This window comes from Paraburkholderia flava, from assembly GCF_004359985.1.
GTDB lineage: Bacteria > Pseudomonadota > Gammaproteobacteria > Burkholderiales > Burkholderiaceae > Paraburkholderia > Paraburkholderia flava.
Map to the genome: position 1 here is coordinate 562,034 of NZ_SMRO01000003.1, position 14,065 is coordinate 576,098.

The following is a 14,065-nucleotide window of genomic DNA, read 5'->3' on the forward strand; positions in this document are numbered from 1 at the left end:
TTAGCGTGTTATCCCGCGCGGCGCACTATCGACAAAACGCCCGCCCAGCAAGGCTCGGACGGAGTTCGAAGCGGTTTTCGACAGGTTGGAACCGATGTCGTCAGAAGGGAAGAAATGCGCGTAGATGACGACGGCAAAGTATTGGGGGGTAAGTGAAAAAAATCAGGCGGCGGTGGGGGCCGGGGCATGCGCGCATCCCCGGCAGGCGAATCCCCGCTTCAAATCCACTGATCGTTCGCGACCGTACGTTCGCTGGTCGCACCGTCCCCCGTGTTCTGCACGCCGCGCGGTTCGATCAGCAGCAGCTTCACTTCGGTCTTTGCGCAGGGTCTGTGCTCCGTGCCCTGCGGTACGACCGCCATCTGGCCGGGACGCAGCACAATCGCACCGTCACCCGACGGGCCGCGGAATTCGATACGCAACTCGCCTTCGAGCACGATGAACGTTTCGTCGGTATCGGCGTGGCTGTGCCACACGAAGTCGCCTTCGACCTTCACGACCTTGAACTGATAGTCGTTCATCTCGGCGACGACGCGCGGTTGCCAGTGACCGTCGATCTGCGCGATCTTGCCGAGCAGGTCGATGGTTTGACACTGGCCGCGCGTGGCGGGTGGGTTCATGGATTGGGACATCGTTCTCTCCGTTGAGTGGGGCGATGTGCCAAAGATAGGCCTGCCGTTTGCGGCCGTATTGAACGATCGTGGGTGGTTTCAGTTGCCCGGGATGCTGCCCGCGATGTCGAGCCAACGCCCCGGCGTCAGCCCGAATGTTTTCGAGAAGTGACGGGTCATGTGGCTCTGATCCGCGAATCCCGCGTCCGCCGCCGCGTGAGCGAGCGAGGTGCCGCCAAGCAGCATGCGGCGCACCGCATCGAGGCGCCGCATCGTCAGATAACGGTACGGACTCGTGCCGTAGAACGTGCGGAAATCGTGCGACAGACTCCAGCGATCGCGGCCCGTCGCCGCTTCGAGTTCGTCGAGCGTGACGACGCGGGCGCTGTTCGCGTGCAGATAGTCGCGCGCACGCTGTGCCGCCTGAAAATCGCCTTTTGCGGGTCGCACGGGCGTGCCGGCGACGGCGGCCAGCGCGTGTGCCAGATCGGCGAGCGCATCGCTTTGTTCGAGCGGTTCAAGCGTATGGCCGACGTGCTGCAGCAATGTCGTGGTCGCTGCGGCAAGACGTGGATCGGTTGTCACGCCACCTTCGATAAACGGCAACGCACGGCCGCCGAGCACGTCCTGAAAGAGCGCGGGCTCGATGTAGACCATCCGGTACTGGAACCCGTCGACGGTGCCGGCCTGGCCATCGTGCGCTTCGTCGGGGTGCAGCACCAGCGTGTTGCCGGGCAGGCTGTTGCGCTCGCCGTGCCGGTAGTTGAAGCTCTGCACCCCGGCCAGCGTGCGGCCGATCGCGTAGGTGTCGTGGCGGTGCATGCCATACGCCTTGCCGTGAAACCACGCCTCGATGCGCTCGATGCCTTCGATCGGCTCGGCACGTTTGACCCAGTCGGAGCGTGTGGAGGATGGCTGTCGGTCCATGATGGATGACGTCGTTTGGCCTGTGAGGATGCGCAGAGGTGTTGAGCTCGATCGTTTGACGGGCGACCGTTCGTCCCGTACCAGTTTATACGGCCGTTACGACGCGTGCAGATAACGGATTGCCGCTACGAAGCGACTCTCCTCGCCCCGTCGATCTGGCCGGCCAGCCATTGCAACCCGGCCAGATGCTGCTGATCGTGGCTGCACAGGAAGTGCACGAGACCGCGCAGCGTCACGAGCCCATAGCCGTCGAACTCCGCGATACGGTCGAACTGATCGGGCGTGAGCTTTTCGATCAGTTCTAGCGTCTTCTGTCGCGCGACACGAAATGCCGCGAAGACGTCGGCAGGATCGGCACGGTCATATTCGCGAGTCCGAGCGAGCATGTCGCCGTCGACCCCTGGAAGCACCGGACGCGTCTCGGCAAGCGTGCGGGCAAACCGCACGTGATACCCATCGATCTCGATATCTCGCACATGACAGATCTGCTCGATCGGCGAGTAGGGCTCGCTCGGGACACCGTCCCACGACGCCGGTTTCCAGTTCTCGAAGCCGGCGGGAATGACGTTGTAATGCGCTTCGAGCAGCCGGGGGAAATCGGCGAGCGCAGTCAATGTGGTGACATTCATCCTCATGTCTCCGATGCGGCGCGATCGCGTGAATGCTACGCGCCGTGGTCCGTTCGCACTGTCTCCATAACCGGGAGACCGGTCCTCGGTTCCGCCTGCCATGTCGGAAGCGAGGCCGATTCGGGATGATCACACGTTTAGCGTGGATCTCGCTTGCGCACGAAATTGCACACAAAGCGGCGCGCGATTGTCTGCCGACGGAATCGGGATACGGCGGGTTCGTCCGTGGCTCACACCACAGCGCACCGTATGAAGAAAGGAAACGGGGAGACTGAGAAAAGCGGTGACGTTACCGACTCGCCAGCGACGGCTTACCTGCCGGCTCGGCCGCAACAGGAACGGTCGTAGCAGCAGGCGTCGTAGCCTCGGCCGTAGTGGTCGACGTGTCCTTCCACACCACCGAGTCGTTCACCGCGTACAGGCGGCACGGATCGCTGCTGTGCTTCTGGCAGTTCGCGACCGCGACCGCCATCGGATTGTCGCCGCCTTCGGCCCACGACCATGCGCCCGAATCGGACACCGCGAACGCGCGGCTCGGATACTGATGCAGGAAGTTGCGATAACCGGCGCGGCCACCTTCGTCGACGAACGGCACCGCATTGATCGAATCGAGCGATGCGAAGTCGGTGGCCTTCGGCGCGGTCGGTTCTTCGACGCGGTACTGGATGCTGGTCGGCATCCCGACCCGCGCGAGGAACGATTCGACCGACGGCCACCAGACCCGCACGCCGTCGCGATCACCGACGAGCCGGTGCGCGTCGTCCTTGTAGTTGCCGAAATCGACCATCGTCGCGCCGACATTGCGGCGCACGTCGGGTGCAAGCTCGTTGACGTAGGTCGAGTACATCTTCGCGATCAGCGGAGCCGGCCAGATCGAATCGTTGTCGCCGTACAGCCACAGCGACGGTACGTGAGTCTTCTCGCCATACGTGCCGAACGCGCGCGTGAGATTGCCCTGCCAGTCGGTGCATGCATCCTGCCGCAGCCCGCCGGAGAAGTTGATCAGCGCGCGCACGCCGGGCGCGGCCTGCGCGCCGTACGCGATCGTCGCGAGGCCGCCATGCGACGTGCCGGCGACGACGATGTGCTGCGCGTCGACGTAAGGCTGCTTCGACATGTAGTCGATCGTCGCGGCGACGTCGGCGGCCTGGCCGACGCCGTTGCGTTCGACATCGCAGCCGTCCTGTTCGTACGAGCCACCCGATTGCGCGAAGCCGCGGCGGTTCGGTGCGACGACGACGTAGCCGCGCCGCACGAACTCGCGCGCGAACGGCAGCGGATCGCTGCGCGGCTGGTTACGCGGATCGCCCGGCATCTTGCCGTGATTGAACACGACCATCGGGAACGGGCCCGCGCCGTCGGGTTTGTAGATGGTGGTTTCGAGGGTGACGTCGCCGGAGGTGTCGACGGGGATGCGGATGACCTGCTCGTTCAGACGGGCCGTGGGGAGCCACGCGTCGTCTTCGAGCGCGAGACGCGGCACGTGCGCGCTCGACAGCGGGCCGTTCGTCTGGACGAGCGGATCGGCGTGAGCGGACGCCGCGGCCAACGCCGCACACGCACACACTGCCGCACATCCCGCCTTGATCCTTCTGAACGCCATCCGCTGCACCCGCCTTGATGTCCTGATCCTGCTTTTGCCCCGATGCGCTGTACCGTCTTCCGTGCACAGCGTTGAAACGACTGCTCCGGTCATGTGACCGGGTGGCCCCGTGCCGTCCGCGTAGCGACAACAAGCCGCTCACATGCGGGGCCGTGGCACCCGCATGCCGCTCGAGATCGCAATACATGAACCGACTGCCGGCGGACGCGACCCCACGCGCCGTATTGAGCGCCCCGCTATACCGGACGACTGCTCCGGCATTCCGCGGGCCGGTGTGAACCGGACCTCGCGACGCGACGCTACACAACCTGTGTGTCGATACTGGCACGACAAATTCGGTTTGCGCAATTGAGGGGAACCCCGCAGCGCAAAAATTGCCGCCGCGTTGAGGGCGCAGGACGGCCGTGCGACGGCCCGGCAAGGGGCGTGCGCCGATGAAGGGAGTGCAACAGTAACGGAAGGAAAGGAACGCTGTGGTGTGAGGCCAACACCGGCAGACGCGGCTTCGCGTCGTGCCGTGCGCTATTGAATCATTCGCGGATGTCGCCGTCGACGTAGCGCCAGCCGTCCGCGTCGCGCGTGAAGCGGCTCGACTCGTGCAGCCGGTGCGCGCGTCCGCCGACTTTATATCGTGCGACGAATTCGACTTCCGCGTGCGTTGCGTCGAGTGCAGCGAAGCGTTTGATCTGCAGACCGAGCCAGCGCGGTGCGTCGGGGGCGTCGGGGTTCGCGTCGAGATCGGAGGGGCAGGTGTGCGGCGCCCACGTCGCGCGCAGATACGCGGTCGCGCCGAGCACGTAGGCGGTGTAGCGCGAGCGCATCAGTTCGAGCGCGGTCGGCGCGGCGGCGTCGCCGTCGATGAAGCGTCCGCAACATTGCAGATAGGCCGGCGCTTTCGCATCGGTGCGTCGATCCGGCGCGGCACCGCCGCAGGGACAGACGGCGGGTCGGGCCGCTGTGGATGAAACGTTCATCGGTGATGGGGTTCGTTTAGCCCGACTCGCGCCCGCGCTCGTGGTGTCACCATTCGAGCGGCGTGCCGTCGTATTGATAGAAGCGTCCGTTGAACGCTGCATGCGCGCCCGCAGCCTGCGCGAGCACGTTGCGCATCCCCGTGACGCTGTGCTCGGGATCGATCGCGGCCTCTGAGCCGCCCATATCGGTGCGCACCCAGCCGGGATGCAACGCGACGCACGCGGCACGGCGCGTCTGCAACGACGCGACTTTCAGCGCGTCGTTGAGTGCGGCCTTGCTCGCGCGATACAGCCAGCCTGTCGTGCCGGTCGCCTCGGCGATGCTGCCCATCTTGCTCGACAGCACCGCGAGCACGCCGTGCGCATCCTCGACGAGCGGCAGCAACACCGGCAGCAACTGCATCGGGCCGCGCACGTTGGTGATCATCACGTGATCGAAGTCCTCGGCGCTGATCGCCTCGACGCCTTCGGTGCGCGGTCCGTACACCCCGGACACGATGATCGCGACGTCGAGCGCTTCGCCGGCGATCCGCTCGCCGAACGCGGCGATCTCGTCGGGTTCGGCGATGTCGAGCGGAAAGGTCTGCGCGCCGAGATCCGCGAGTGAATCGAGTGCGGCGTCGTCGCGTGCGGTGGCGAGCACGCGCCAGCCGGCGCGATGGTACTGTCGCGCGAATTCGCGGCCGAGGCCGCGCGACGCACCGACGATCAACGCAGTCTTCATGTCATCACCTCGCGTTCCGTTTATATCGAGCCGTGAGTGAGCATCTAGAACAGCTCGATGCCCATCGCAGTCGCTTCGCCGCCGCCGATGCACAGGCTCGCGACGCCGCGTTTGCCGCCGCGCGCACGCAATGCGCCGATCAGCGTCACGAGAATGCGCGCGCCCGATGCGCCGATCGGATGACCGAGCGCACACGCACCGCCGTTCACGTTGACCTTGTCGTGCGGCAACCCGTGTTCCTTCATCGCAGCCATCGCGACGACGGCGAATGCTTCGTTGATCTCAAACAGATCGACGTCGTCCGCGCGCCAGCCGTTCTTTGCGAACAGTTTGCGCAATGCACCGACCGGTGCGGTGGTGAACTTCGCGGGTTCCTGCGCGAACGTCGAATGACCGACGACGCGCGCGAGCGGCGTCACGCCAAGGCGCTGCGCAGTCGATTCGCGCATCATCACGAGCGCGGCGGCGCCGTCGGAAATCGACGACGAGTTCGCGGCCGTCACCGTGCCGGTCTTGCTGAACGCAGGCTTGAGCGTCGGGATCTTGTCGAGGTTCGACTTGAACGGCTGCTCGTCGCGTTCGACCGTCACTTCGCCCTTGCGGCTCTCGACCTTCACCGGCGCGATTTCCCATGCGAACGAGCCGTCCTCGTTCGCGCGTTTCGCGCGTTGCAGCGATTCGATCGCGAACGCGTCCTGCGCCTGTCGCGTGAAGTCGAACGACGCCGCGCATTCCTCGGCGAACGTGCCCATCAGGCGGCCTTTTTCGTACGCGTCTTCGAGGCCGTCGAGGAACATGTGATCGAGCACCTGACCGTGCCCCATGCGCATCCCGCCGCGCGCTTTGGGCAGCAGATACGGCGCGTTGGTCATGCTCTCCATGCCGCCCGCGACGATCGTATCGACCGAGCCGGCGATCAGCATGTCGTGCGCGAACATCGCCGCGCGCATACCGGAGCCGCACATCTTGTTGATCGTCGTGCAGCCGGTGGCAAGCGGCAGCCCCGCTGCGAGTGCGGCCTGACGCGCGGGCGCCTGGCCCTGGCCGGCGGGCAGCACGCAGCCCATCAGCGCTTCGTCGATCTGCTCGGGTTTCAGGCCCGAGCGTTCGAGTGCTGCCGCGATCGCGACCGCGCCCAGCTGCGGCGCGGTGAGCTCCGCGAAGTCGCCCTGAAAACCGCCCATCGGCGTGCGGGCAACGGACACGATCACGACCGGATCGCGCGTTGCGTTATTCGTCTCACTCATGTTTCAGCTCCTTGATCACACCAGCGACGACAGCCGGCACGTCGCCGAGCTTTGCCGCATCGGCGGCGACAACGTCGTTGTCGGCCGAATGCGCGCGGCTCGCGGTTGCGGCCGCCACGCAGTGTTCATACGCGGCATCGAGATCGTCGAGGCCCGCGATGGTCATACCGAGATTGCGCACGCGTCCGTCGTGCACACCGTACACCCAGCCGTGCACAGTCAGCTCCTGGCCGCGCGCCCACGCATCGTTGACGATCGTCGTGCGGCACACGTTGACGACCTGTTCGATCGTGTTCAACTCGACGAGCCGGCGATGCCGTGCTTCGCCCATCGGCCATTCCTCGAGCAGCGCCGCGTGTTTCGCGCGCACGTCCTGCACGTGATGCAGCCAGTTGTCCGCGAGACCCACGCGTCGTCCTTGCAGCGCGGCGCCGACGCCGGAGCAGCCGTAGTGACCGACCACGATGACGTGCTTCACCTTCAGCAGATCGACGGCGAACTGGATCACCGACAGGCAGTTCAGATCCGTATGCACGACGACGTTCGCGATGTTCCGATGCACGAACACTTCGCCCGGCGGCAGGCCGATGATCTGGTTCGCCGGCACGCGCGAATCCGAGCAGCCGATCCACAGGTATTCAGGGGCCTGCTGATCGGCGAGCCGCGAGAAGAACGACGGATCTTCGGCGAGTTTGCGTTCGACCCATGCTTCGTTGTTGGCGAACAGTTGCGCGAGCGGGTGGGGCGTGGAGGAATTTGAGTTCATGACGCTTCTTCAATAAGGACCGGCAACGCCGGTCGAATGGTGTGTCGGGCTCAGCCCTGGAATCAGGTTCAGGCGGCGCGCGCCGTTTCTGTCGTCGCTGCGGCCGCTGCGACGAAACGCTCCGGATAGCGGACCCGGAAGCGGATGCCGCGATCGTACGGAAAGAAGTCGGGCAGTTCGCCTTTCATCAGATGCTCCTTGTGCCGTTGCCACAGTCCCGGCGTGAAGAAATCCGCGTGATGCTTCAGGAAATACTGACGCACGCGTGGATCGCCGAGCAGGAACGTGTCGTAGGTTTCCGGAAAAATATCGTGCGGGCCGACCGAATACCACGGCTCGCCCGACATCTCGTCTTCCTCGTTGCGCGGCGCCGGCACCGCGCGCACGTTGCAGTCGGTCAGGTATTCGATTTCGTCGTAGTCGTAGAACACCACGCGGCCATGACGCGTGACGCCGAAATTCTTGTACAGCATGTCGCCGGGGAAGATGTTCGCCTGCATCAGTTCCTTCACCGCGTCGCCGTATTCCTTGATGCCGTGCTCGACGTCCTCATCGCTGCCGTTTTGCAGGAAGAGGTTGAGCGGCACCATGCGGCGCTCGATGTACAGATGGCGGATCACGAGGTTGTCGCCCTCGTATTCGATCATCGACGGCGCTTCTTTCTGCAGTTCGCGCACGAGCGCATCGTCGAGCCGCGACAGTGGCAGCGCGACGCTCGAATATTCGAGCGTGTCGGCCATCCGTCCCAGACGATCGTGCCGCTTCACCAGTTGATACTTCTGCTGAATCTTCTCGCGCGTGGTTTCTTTCGGTGGCGGGAAGTTGTCCTTGATCAGCTTGAACACGTACGGAAACGACGGCAGCGTGAACACCAGCATCACGAGGCCCTTGATGCCGGGCGCGATGATGAACTGATCGCTCGAATGCGACAGATGACGCAGCAGGTCGCGGTAAAACAGATTCTTGCCCTGCTTCTGCAAACCCACCGACGTATAGATTTCCGCCTTCGGCTTGCCCGGCATGATCGAGCCGAGAAACTCGACGCACGCGGACGGCACTTCCATGTCGACCAGAAAATACGAATGCGAGAAGCTGAAGATGATCAGCAGTTGCTCGCGACGGAGCAGCACGGTATCGAGCGTAAGCACGCCCGGCGACACGTGATGGATCGGCACCGCGAACGGCAGCACCGCATCGCCGTTGATGATCCGCCCGATGATGTACGCCGCCTTGTTCCGGTAGAACAGCGACGACAGCACATGAATCTGGAAGTTGGCCGCTGCGTCGAATTCGCCGAACGAATCGCGGATCGACTGCATCACGCAGCCGACGTCGCGCGGCAGATCCTCGAACGCCGGTTCGAGCTGGAAGTTCGTGACGATCCGCTCGAGCGTTGCTTCGAGACCGTCCTTGCCGGGGTAGTACGCGCGATACGTCGGCTTCGCGGCGGGCTCGTCGTTCTCGATGTAGTCGGTCGAGATCGCCGGCCGCACGAAGATGAAATCGTTGTTGAAGTACGAGCGATGCAGGATCTGGCAGCACACCGAATTGAAAAACGTTTCCGCGCACTCGGGTTGACGGTGCGTGGTCAGCAGGCCGATGTAATGCAGCTTGATCTGCTGCCAGACTTCGTCGTCGATGTTCTCGGCGTCGTATTCGTCTTCGAGCAGTTCAACGCATTCCTTCACGCGCTCGTCGTACGACGTGATGCGTTCGCGCGCGAGCCGCTGCAGCGCGTGCCAGTCCGCTGCTTCGAACAGCGTCTTCGCGTGGACCGCGGCTTCGCGAAAGATCCGGTAGTGACGGTCGAATCCTTCGAGCATCGTCTGCGCGACGTCGAAACCGATCTGCGACGACAGCAGTTTAGGAAAGTGATTCATGATGGCCGTGCGTTTGATCCATTGTCGGGAGCCGCTCTGGATTGTAGCGTCCGGTTAGCGTTGCGAAGTGTTCTTCGCGTGGTTGCCTGCCGTTGCCCATCGTTACGTTAAGCGGCGTTCGACGCGGTTTCGCGCATCTTCCTGTAAAGCACGTATTCGTCGCGTGTCGTGCGCTTAACGCTCATCGCAAAAAAATCGCGCGACATCGCGTATCTGCGTGCGTGAGTCATGCGCGTTCCCGTGCGGTTCTGGTCGTCGTGCCCGGCTCCGCGTTCCGCGAAGCATCGCCGCTGCGACCGCCTTCCAGCATCCCGCGCGCCTGCGCTTCGTATTGCGCGAGATCTTCGAGCGTCGCGTTCAGGTCTTCGCGCTGGCGCTCCAGCACCTCGCGGTGTCGCGCGACCGTCGCGAGAAACGCGTGCAGTTGCGGCACGGTGTCGGTCGGCGATTCGTACAGGTCGAGCAGATCGCGAATTTCCGACAGCGTGAAGCCGAGCCGCTTGCCGCGCAGCGTCAGCTTCAATCGCGTGCGGTCGCGGCCCGAATAGACGCGGCGCAGACCACTCGATCCCTCGCGGCTCGGCGAGAGTAAACCCTGGTCTTCGTAGAAGCGGATCGCGCGCGGCGTCACGTCGAATTCGCGTGCGAGCTCGGTGATCGTGTACTGGGTATTCATCTGATGCATCGAAAGTTCTCTGCCGGACACGGATGCGGATTGGACGATAGAATCTACGTTTACGTTAGCGTCAACTTGAAGTTGATGCAACCGGGCACGCGCTGGCGCTTGTGCCCGATTGAAGAGCCCGAAGAATCCGAAGAGCGAACAGGAAGACACCCGCAATGAACGCGCTGGAACACCAACTCGACTATCCGTTCGGCGACACACTGCCCGAGCCGGGCCATGCATACGAAGTCGCGCCCGGCGTGCGATGGCTGCGGATGCCGCTGCCGTTCGCGCTCGATCACATCAATCTCTGGCTGCTGCGCGACGAGATCGACGGACAGGCGGGCTGGACTGCGGTCGATTGCGGGATCGCGTCGGACACGATCAAGGCGAACTGGGAGCAGGTGTTCGACACGGAGCTGGAAGGTCTGCCGATCCTGCGCGTGATCGTTACGCACTGCCATCCCGATCATCTGGGCCTCGCGCACTGGCTATGCGAAGGCGGCGACAAACAACGCTGGAACGTGCGGCTGTGGATCTCGCTCGGCGAGTACATGCTCGGCCGCGTGATGGCCGCAGGCGATGGCTCGAACGCAGGCGGCGAGGGCGCCGCGCGCCACTTCGCTCGGCATGGTCTCACCGATGCCGCGTCGCTCGACGCGCTGCGCAACCGCAAGAGCTATTACGCGAATCTCGTGCCGTCGGTGCCGTCGCAATATCGACGGATGCGCGAGGGCGATGCGCTCGCGATCGGCGGTCGGACGTGGCGCGTCGTGACCGGTTTCGGTCACTCGCCGGAACACTGCGCGTTGCATTGCGAGGAAGCCGGCGTGCTGATTTCCGGCGACATGGTGCTGCCGCGTATCTCGACCAACGTGTCGGTGTTCGACATCGAGCCCGAAGGTAATCCGCTCGCGCTGTATCTGGAGTCGTTGGGCCGCTATGAAGCGATGCCCGCCGACACGCTCGCGTTGCCGTCGCACGGCAAACCGTTTCGCGGCGTGCACACGCGCATTGCGCAGCTACGCGCGCATCACGACGCGCGGCTCGCCGAAGTGCGCGAAGCATGCGCCGCGAAACCGCATAGCGCGTCGGACATCGTGCCACTGATGTTCAAGCGCGAACTCGATATCCATCAGATGACGTTCGCGATGGGCGAAGCGCTCGCGCATTTGCATTTGCTGTGGCTCGCGGGGGAGTTGAAGCGGACGCAGGATGAGGATGGGGTGATCCGTTTTACGGCGTGAATGGCCGCGTAACGTAGCGTGATGGCAGCGCATGTCTGCCTCGATTAACGCATCGTTATCGGCAACCACGCCGATGGTATTCGGCCTGCAGGTCGTTACGCGGATTGACGGTTTTCTCGACCAGCGCGTTGTACGGCTGGCCGTCAGGACGATATTTTTTTACGACCTCTGGATTTCCAGGAGCCAACGAAGTGGGTCTGTCGAGCGCGGCAGACAGCTCCTTGCAGCGTGGATCGCCCGACGAGCGCGGCGGCTGAGCGATATTATTCTGCGTCGGGCTGACAAAGCGGTAGCCGGCCGCGTCGCCATGCGAAGGCGTTGCGACGTTCTCCTGATTTCGAGCGAAGACGAGATGAGGCGTCGCCACGATCAGAGAGAACACAAGTGCGACGAGTACGCGGAAATTCACGATGCTCATGATGCGGCCTTCCAGTTTCAAGGCCACAGAGTGTAATCAAGCGCAATCGCGTTCACTGTGGATTTTTGTCGGGAAAAGCAAAGGGCCGGTTGCTATGCGACCGGCCCTTTTTCATTGCGTGCATGCGCGCTTGCTCGCTCATTCGCGAGCTATGCACTACCGCATCACTGCACGCTAACCGCCCCAAAATTCTGCCGCCCAAACGGACTCACGTGATAACCGCTGACGTTCGTCCGCGTAATCGCCGCCGCCGTCGGATAACCGAGCGGAATCCACAGCGCCTGATCGTGGATGATCTTCTGCGCGGCCTCATACGCCTTCGTGCGCTTCGCCTGATCGGCAGTCTCCTTGCCGTCGGCAATCAGCTTGTCGAGTTGCGGGTCGCAGTAGCGCGCGAAGTTGATACCCGACTTCACCGCGTTGCAGCTGAACAGCGGCGACAGATAGTTATCCGGATCGCCGTTGTCGCCGGCCCAGCCCATGAACAGCGCATCGTGCTGTCCCTGCTTCGCCTGCTTGATCAGCTCGCCCCACTCGATCACCTTCACCTCCGCCTTCACACCTATCTTCGCGAAGTCGGCCTGCAGCATTTCCGCGCCGGCCTTCGGACTCGGGTTCAGCACGCTGCCGTTCGGGCGCACCCAGATCGTCGTCGAGAAGCCGTTCGGCAGACCGGCATCGGCGAGCAGTTGTTTTGCCTTCGTCGGGTCGTACGGCCACGGCTGGATTGCCTTGTCGTAGCTCCACGTGTTCGGCGGGTACGGATTGGTCGCGGGCGTCGCGGTGTTGTCGAACACGGCCTTCAAGTACGACGTGCGATCGAACGCCATGTTCAGCGCTTCACGGACCTTCGGGTTGTCGAGCGGCTTCTTCTGCGTGTTCAACGCGACGAACGCCGTCATGAACGCGGGCGTCTGTTCGATCTTCAACGACTTGTCGTTCTTCGCGTCGGCGACGTCCTGCGGCTTCGGCGACAGCGCGATCTGGCATTCGCCTGCCTTCACCTTCTGCGCGCGCACCGTGGCATCGGGCGTGATTGCGTAGATCAGGCGATCGATCTTCGGCTTCGGCCCCCAGTACGTCGGGTTCACGTCGTAACGGATGACCGCGTCCTTCGTGTAGCTCTTCAGCACGAACGGGCCGGTGCCGATCGGCTTCGAATTCAGGTCGACCTGCTTGCCGGCTTTGAGCAACTGGTCCGCGTATTCGGCCGAATAGATCGACGCGAAACCCATCGTCAGGATCGACACGAAGGTCGCGTTCGGCTCGTTCAGCTCGAACTTGACGGTGTTGTCGTCGACCTTCGTGATCGACTTGATCAGCTTCACGAGACCCATCGACTGCGCATGCGGAAAGCCGCTCGCGCCCGCGACCTTGTGCCAGGGATTGCTGTCGTCGAGCATCCGGCTGAAGGTGAACACGACGTCGTCGGCGTCCAGCGCGCGCGTGGGCTTGAAGTAGTCGGTGGTCTGGAACTTCACGTCGGGCCGCAGATGGAACGTGTACGTGAGGCCGTCGGCGCTCACGTCCCACTTGTCCGCGAGCGCGGGCACGACTTTCTTCGCGGCCTCGTCGTACGAGACGAGCGAGTTGAAGATCACGTCGGCCGATGCGTTGGTCGTCACCAGCGAGTTGAACTGGACGACGTCGAAGCCGTCCGGACTCGATTCCGTGCAGACCGTCAGCGGCTTCGCGTTGGCGAGCGCAGGGGTGACGGCGAGCATGGTGGCCAGCACGGCGGCGGGCAGAGTGAAGCGCATAAGATCTCCCAAAACAATCGTGGTGTCAGGCAGTTCGTCTTCGTTCCGGCGGCCGGGCGTTGCTGGGGTGAACCATCGAGCGCGGTGCGGATGCGGGGCTTCTCTTCTGTTGCGTCAGTGTGTGGCCGTGCCTGTCGGCGCTCCCCGCGTGGGGGAAAGCTTATCCGCGAGGCGGAACGCCGACAACCACTTAAACGGCATATGGATATGGGGGCTGGCGGGGCTGGTGTGGGTGCGTCGGTCGCAGGCGACGAACCGAACACGCGACTGTGCGCTGCCCGACGCCGGTCAGAGCGGTCAGGTCGAGGTCTCTGGCGCAGCCTCTTTCCGCCTGATCGGAACGAAGCCGACCTGCAGACCGAATAGCTTCGCAATGCTGTTGAGCGAGTCGACAGTCGGATTGCCGGTTCCGCGCTCGATGTCCTGGATGACGCGGCGGCTCACACCCCGGTGCGCGGCGAATTCATCCTGCGTGAGACCCGTCATCCTGCGCATCGCTTTCATCGCTTCGGGAATGCTCATGTTGCCCTGTTCGACGCTTTCATAGAATGCGCGGCGCAGCGTGTTCTGCTCGTCGCGGGTGAGTGGATTCCGGCGCGGCATGATGAGCCTCTA

At 63.6% G+C, this 14,065-nt stretch carries 14 protein-coding genes; 1 reads left to right on the forward strand and 13 read right to left on the reverse strand.

The genetic code is table 11. The features are described from left to right. Positions 1 to 218 precede the first annotated feature (218 nt). From E1748_RS24960 to E1748_RS25005, 10 genes are all read right to left on the reverse strand, one after another. On the reverse strand, positions 219 to 632 hold the full coding sequence (locus tag E1748_RS24960) for a cupin domain-containing protein (RefSeq protein WP_133649941.1): 414 nt from the start codon (positions 630 to 632) through the stop codon (positions 219 to 221). A gap of 78 nt (positions 633 to 710) precedes the next feature. Continuing rightward, a complete protein-coding gene (locus E1748_RS24965) occupies positions 711 to 1,538 on the reverse strand; it encodes an AraC family transcriptional regulator (protein WP_133649942.1) in 828 nt (275 codons plus the stop codon). Positions 1,539 to 1,663: 125 nt separating this feature from the next. After that, positions 1,664 to 2,167, reverse strand: a complete 504-nt coding sequence (locus E1748_RS24970) for a DinB family protein (RefSeq protein ID WP_133649943.1) — start codon at positions 2,165 to 2,167, stop codon at positions 1,664 to 1,666. A 289-nt stretch (positions 2,168 to 2,456) separates the two neighbouring features. Beyond that, positions 2,457 to 3,770 (reverse strand): dienelactone hydrolase family protein, encoded by a 1,314-nt coding sequence (locus tag E1748_RS24975; protein ID WP_133649944.1) that lies wholly within the window; start codon positions 3,768 to 3,770, stop codon positions 2,457 to 2,459. Between the two features lie 530 nt (positions 3,771 to 4,300). Then, a complete protein-coding gene (locus E1748_RS24980; RefSeq protein WP_133649945.1) occupies positions 4,301 to 4,744 on the reverse strand; it encodes a YchJ family protein in 444 nt (147 codons plus the stop codon). 46 nt (positions 4,745 to 4,790) lie between these two features. Next, a complete protein-coding gene (locus E1748_RS24985) occupies positions 4,791 to 5,468 on the reverse strand; it encodes an SDR family oxidoreductase (RefSeq protein ID WP_133649946.1) in 678 nt (225 codons plus the stop codon). Positions 5,469 to 5,512: 44 nt separating this feature from the next. Then, positions 5,513 to 6,715 (reverse strand): acetyl-CoA C-acetyltransferase, encoded by a 1,203-nt coding sequence (locus E1748_RS24990; RefSeq protein ID WP_133649947.1) that lies wholly within the window; start codon positions 6,713 to 6,715, stop codon positions 5,513 to 5,515. Then, complete coding sequence (gene can, locus E1748_RS24995; protein WP_133649948.1) at positions 6,708 to 7,481, reverse strand: carbonate dehydratase; 774 nt, start codon at positions 7,479 to 7,481, stop codon at positions 6,708 to 6,710. Before can ends, E1748_RS24990 begins: the two co-directional genes overlap by 8 nt. Before the next feature lie 68 nt (positions 7,482 to 7,549). Beyond that, a complete protein-coding gene (gene aceK / locus E1748_RS25000; protein ID WP_133649949.1) occupies positions 7,550 to 9,361 on the reverse strand; it encodes a bifunctional isocitrate dehydrogenase kinase/phosphatase in 1,812 nt (603 codons plus the stop codon). A gap of 226 nt (positions 9,362 to 9,587) precedes the next feature. Further along, a complete protein-coding gene (locus E1748_RS25005; protein WP_240766784.1) occupies positions 9,588 to 10,037 on the reverse strand; it encodes a MerR family transcriptional regulator in 450 nt (149 codons plus the stop codon). Between the two features lie 164 nt (positions 10,038 to 10,201). On the opposite strand from E1748_RS25005, the gene E1748_RS25010 reads away from it, so the two are divergent. Further along, entirely contained in the window at positions 10,202 to 11,272 is a 1,071-nt protein-coding gene (locus E1748_RS25010; protein WP_133649950.1) for an MBL fold metallo-hydrolase, read from the forward strand. Between the two features lie 55 nt (positions 11,273 to 11,327). Here E1748_RS25010 and E1748_RS25015 read toward each other — a convergent pair whose 3' ends face one another. The 3 genes from E1748_RS25015 to E1748_RS25025 all read right to left on the reverse strand — a co-directional run bounded on the left by E1748_RS25015 (position 11,328) and on the right by E1748_RS25025 (position 14,053). Further along, positions 11,328 to 11,690, reverse strand: coding sequence for a hypothetical protein (locus tag E1748_RS25015; RefSeq protein WP_133649951.1), 363 nt, complete (start codon positions 11,688 to 11,690; stop codon positions 11,328 to 11,330). A 164-nt stretch (positions 11,691 to 11,854) separates the two neighbouring features. After that, on the reverse strand, positions 11,855 to 13,450 hold the full coding sequence (locus E1748_RS25020; protein ID WP_133649952.1) for an ABC transporter substrate-binding protein: 1,596 nt from the start codon (positions 13,448 to 13,450) through the stop codon (positions 11,855 to 11,857). A gap of 297 nt (positions 13,451 to 13,747) precedes the next feature. Then, the gene (locus tag E1748_RS25025) at positions 13,748 to 14,053 is read right to left on the reverse strand and encodes a helix-turn-helix domain-containing protein (RefSeq protein ID WP_133649953.1); all 306 of its coding nucleotides are present in this window, start codon (positions 14,051 to 14,053) and stop codon (positions 13,748 to 13,750) included. Positions 14,054 to 14,065: the final 12 nt, after the last annotated feature.

What these genes read in the sequence shown, in the direction of transcription:
- E1748_RS24975 (WP_133649944.1), bottom strand. Translation starts at nt 3,770, where the DNA reads ATGGCGTTCAGAAGGATCAAGGCGGGATGTGCGGCAGTGTGTGCGTGT.
- E1748_RS24960 (WP_133649941.1), bottom strand. Translation starts at nt 632, where the DNA reads ATGTCCCAATCCATGAACCCACCCGCCACGCGCGGCCAGTGTCAAACC.
- E1748_RS24970 (WP_133649943.1), bottom strand. Translation starts at nt 2,167, where the DNA reads ATGAATGTCACCACATTGACTGCGCTCGCCGATTTCCCCCGGCTGCTC.
- E1748_RS24965 (WP_133649942.1), bottom strand. Translation starts at nt 1,538, where the DNA reads ATGGACCGACAGCCATCCTCCACACGCTCCGACTGGGTCAAACGTGCC.
- E1748_RS25010 (WP_133649950.1), top strand. Translation starts at nt 10,202, where the DNA reads ATGAACGCGCTGGAACACCAACTCGACTATCCGTTCGGCGACACACTG.
- E1748_RS24985 (WP_133649946.1), bottom strand. Translation starts at nt 5,468, where the DNA reads ATGAAGACTGCGTTGATCGTCGGTGCGTCGCGCGGCCTCGGCCGCGAA.
- E1748_RS25020 (WP_133649952.1), bottom strand. Translation starts at nt 13,450, where the DNA reads ATGCGCTTCACTCTGCCCGCCGCCGTGCTGGCCACCATGCTCGCCGTC.
- E1748_RS24990 (WP_133649947.1), bottom strand. Translation starts at nt 6,715, where the DNA reads ATGAGTGAGACGAATAACGCAACGCGCGATCCGGTCGTGATCGTGTCC.
- E1748_RS24980 (WP_133649945.1), bottom strand. Translation starts at nt 4,744, where the DNA reads ATGAACGTTTCATCCACAGCGGCCCGACCCGCCGTCTGTCCCTGCGGC.
- E1748_RS25005 (WP_240766784.1), bottom strand. Translation starts at nt 10,037, where the DNA reads ATGAATACCCAGTACACGATCACCGAGCTCGCACGCGAATTCGACGTG.
- E1748_RS25025 (WP_133649953.1), bottom strand. Translation starts at nt 14,053, where the DNA reads ATGCCGCGCCGGAATCCACTCACCCGCGACGAGCAGAACACGCTGCGC.
- can (WP_133649948.1), bottom strand. Translation starts at nt 7,481, where the DNA reads ATGAACTCAAATTCCTCCACGCCCCACCCGCTCGCGCAACTGTTCGCC.
- aceK (WP_133649949.1), bottom strand. Translation starts at nt 9,361, where the DNA reads ATGAATCACTTTCCTAAACTGCTGTCGTCGCAGATCGGTTTCGACGTC.
- E1748_RS25015 (WP_133649951.1), bottom strand. Translation starts at nt 11,690, where the DNA reads ATGAGCATCGTGAATTTCCGCGTACTCGTCGCACTTGTGTTCTCTCTG.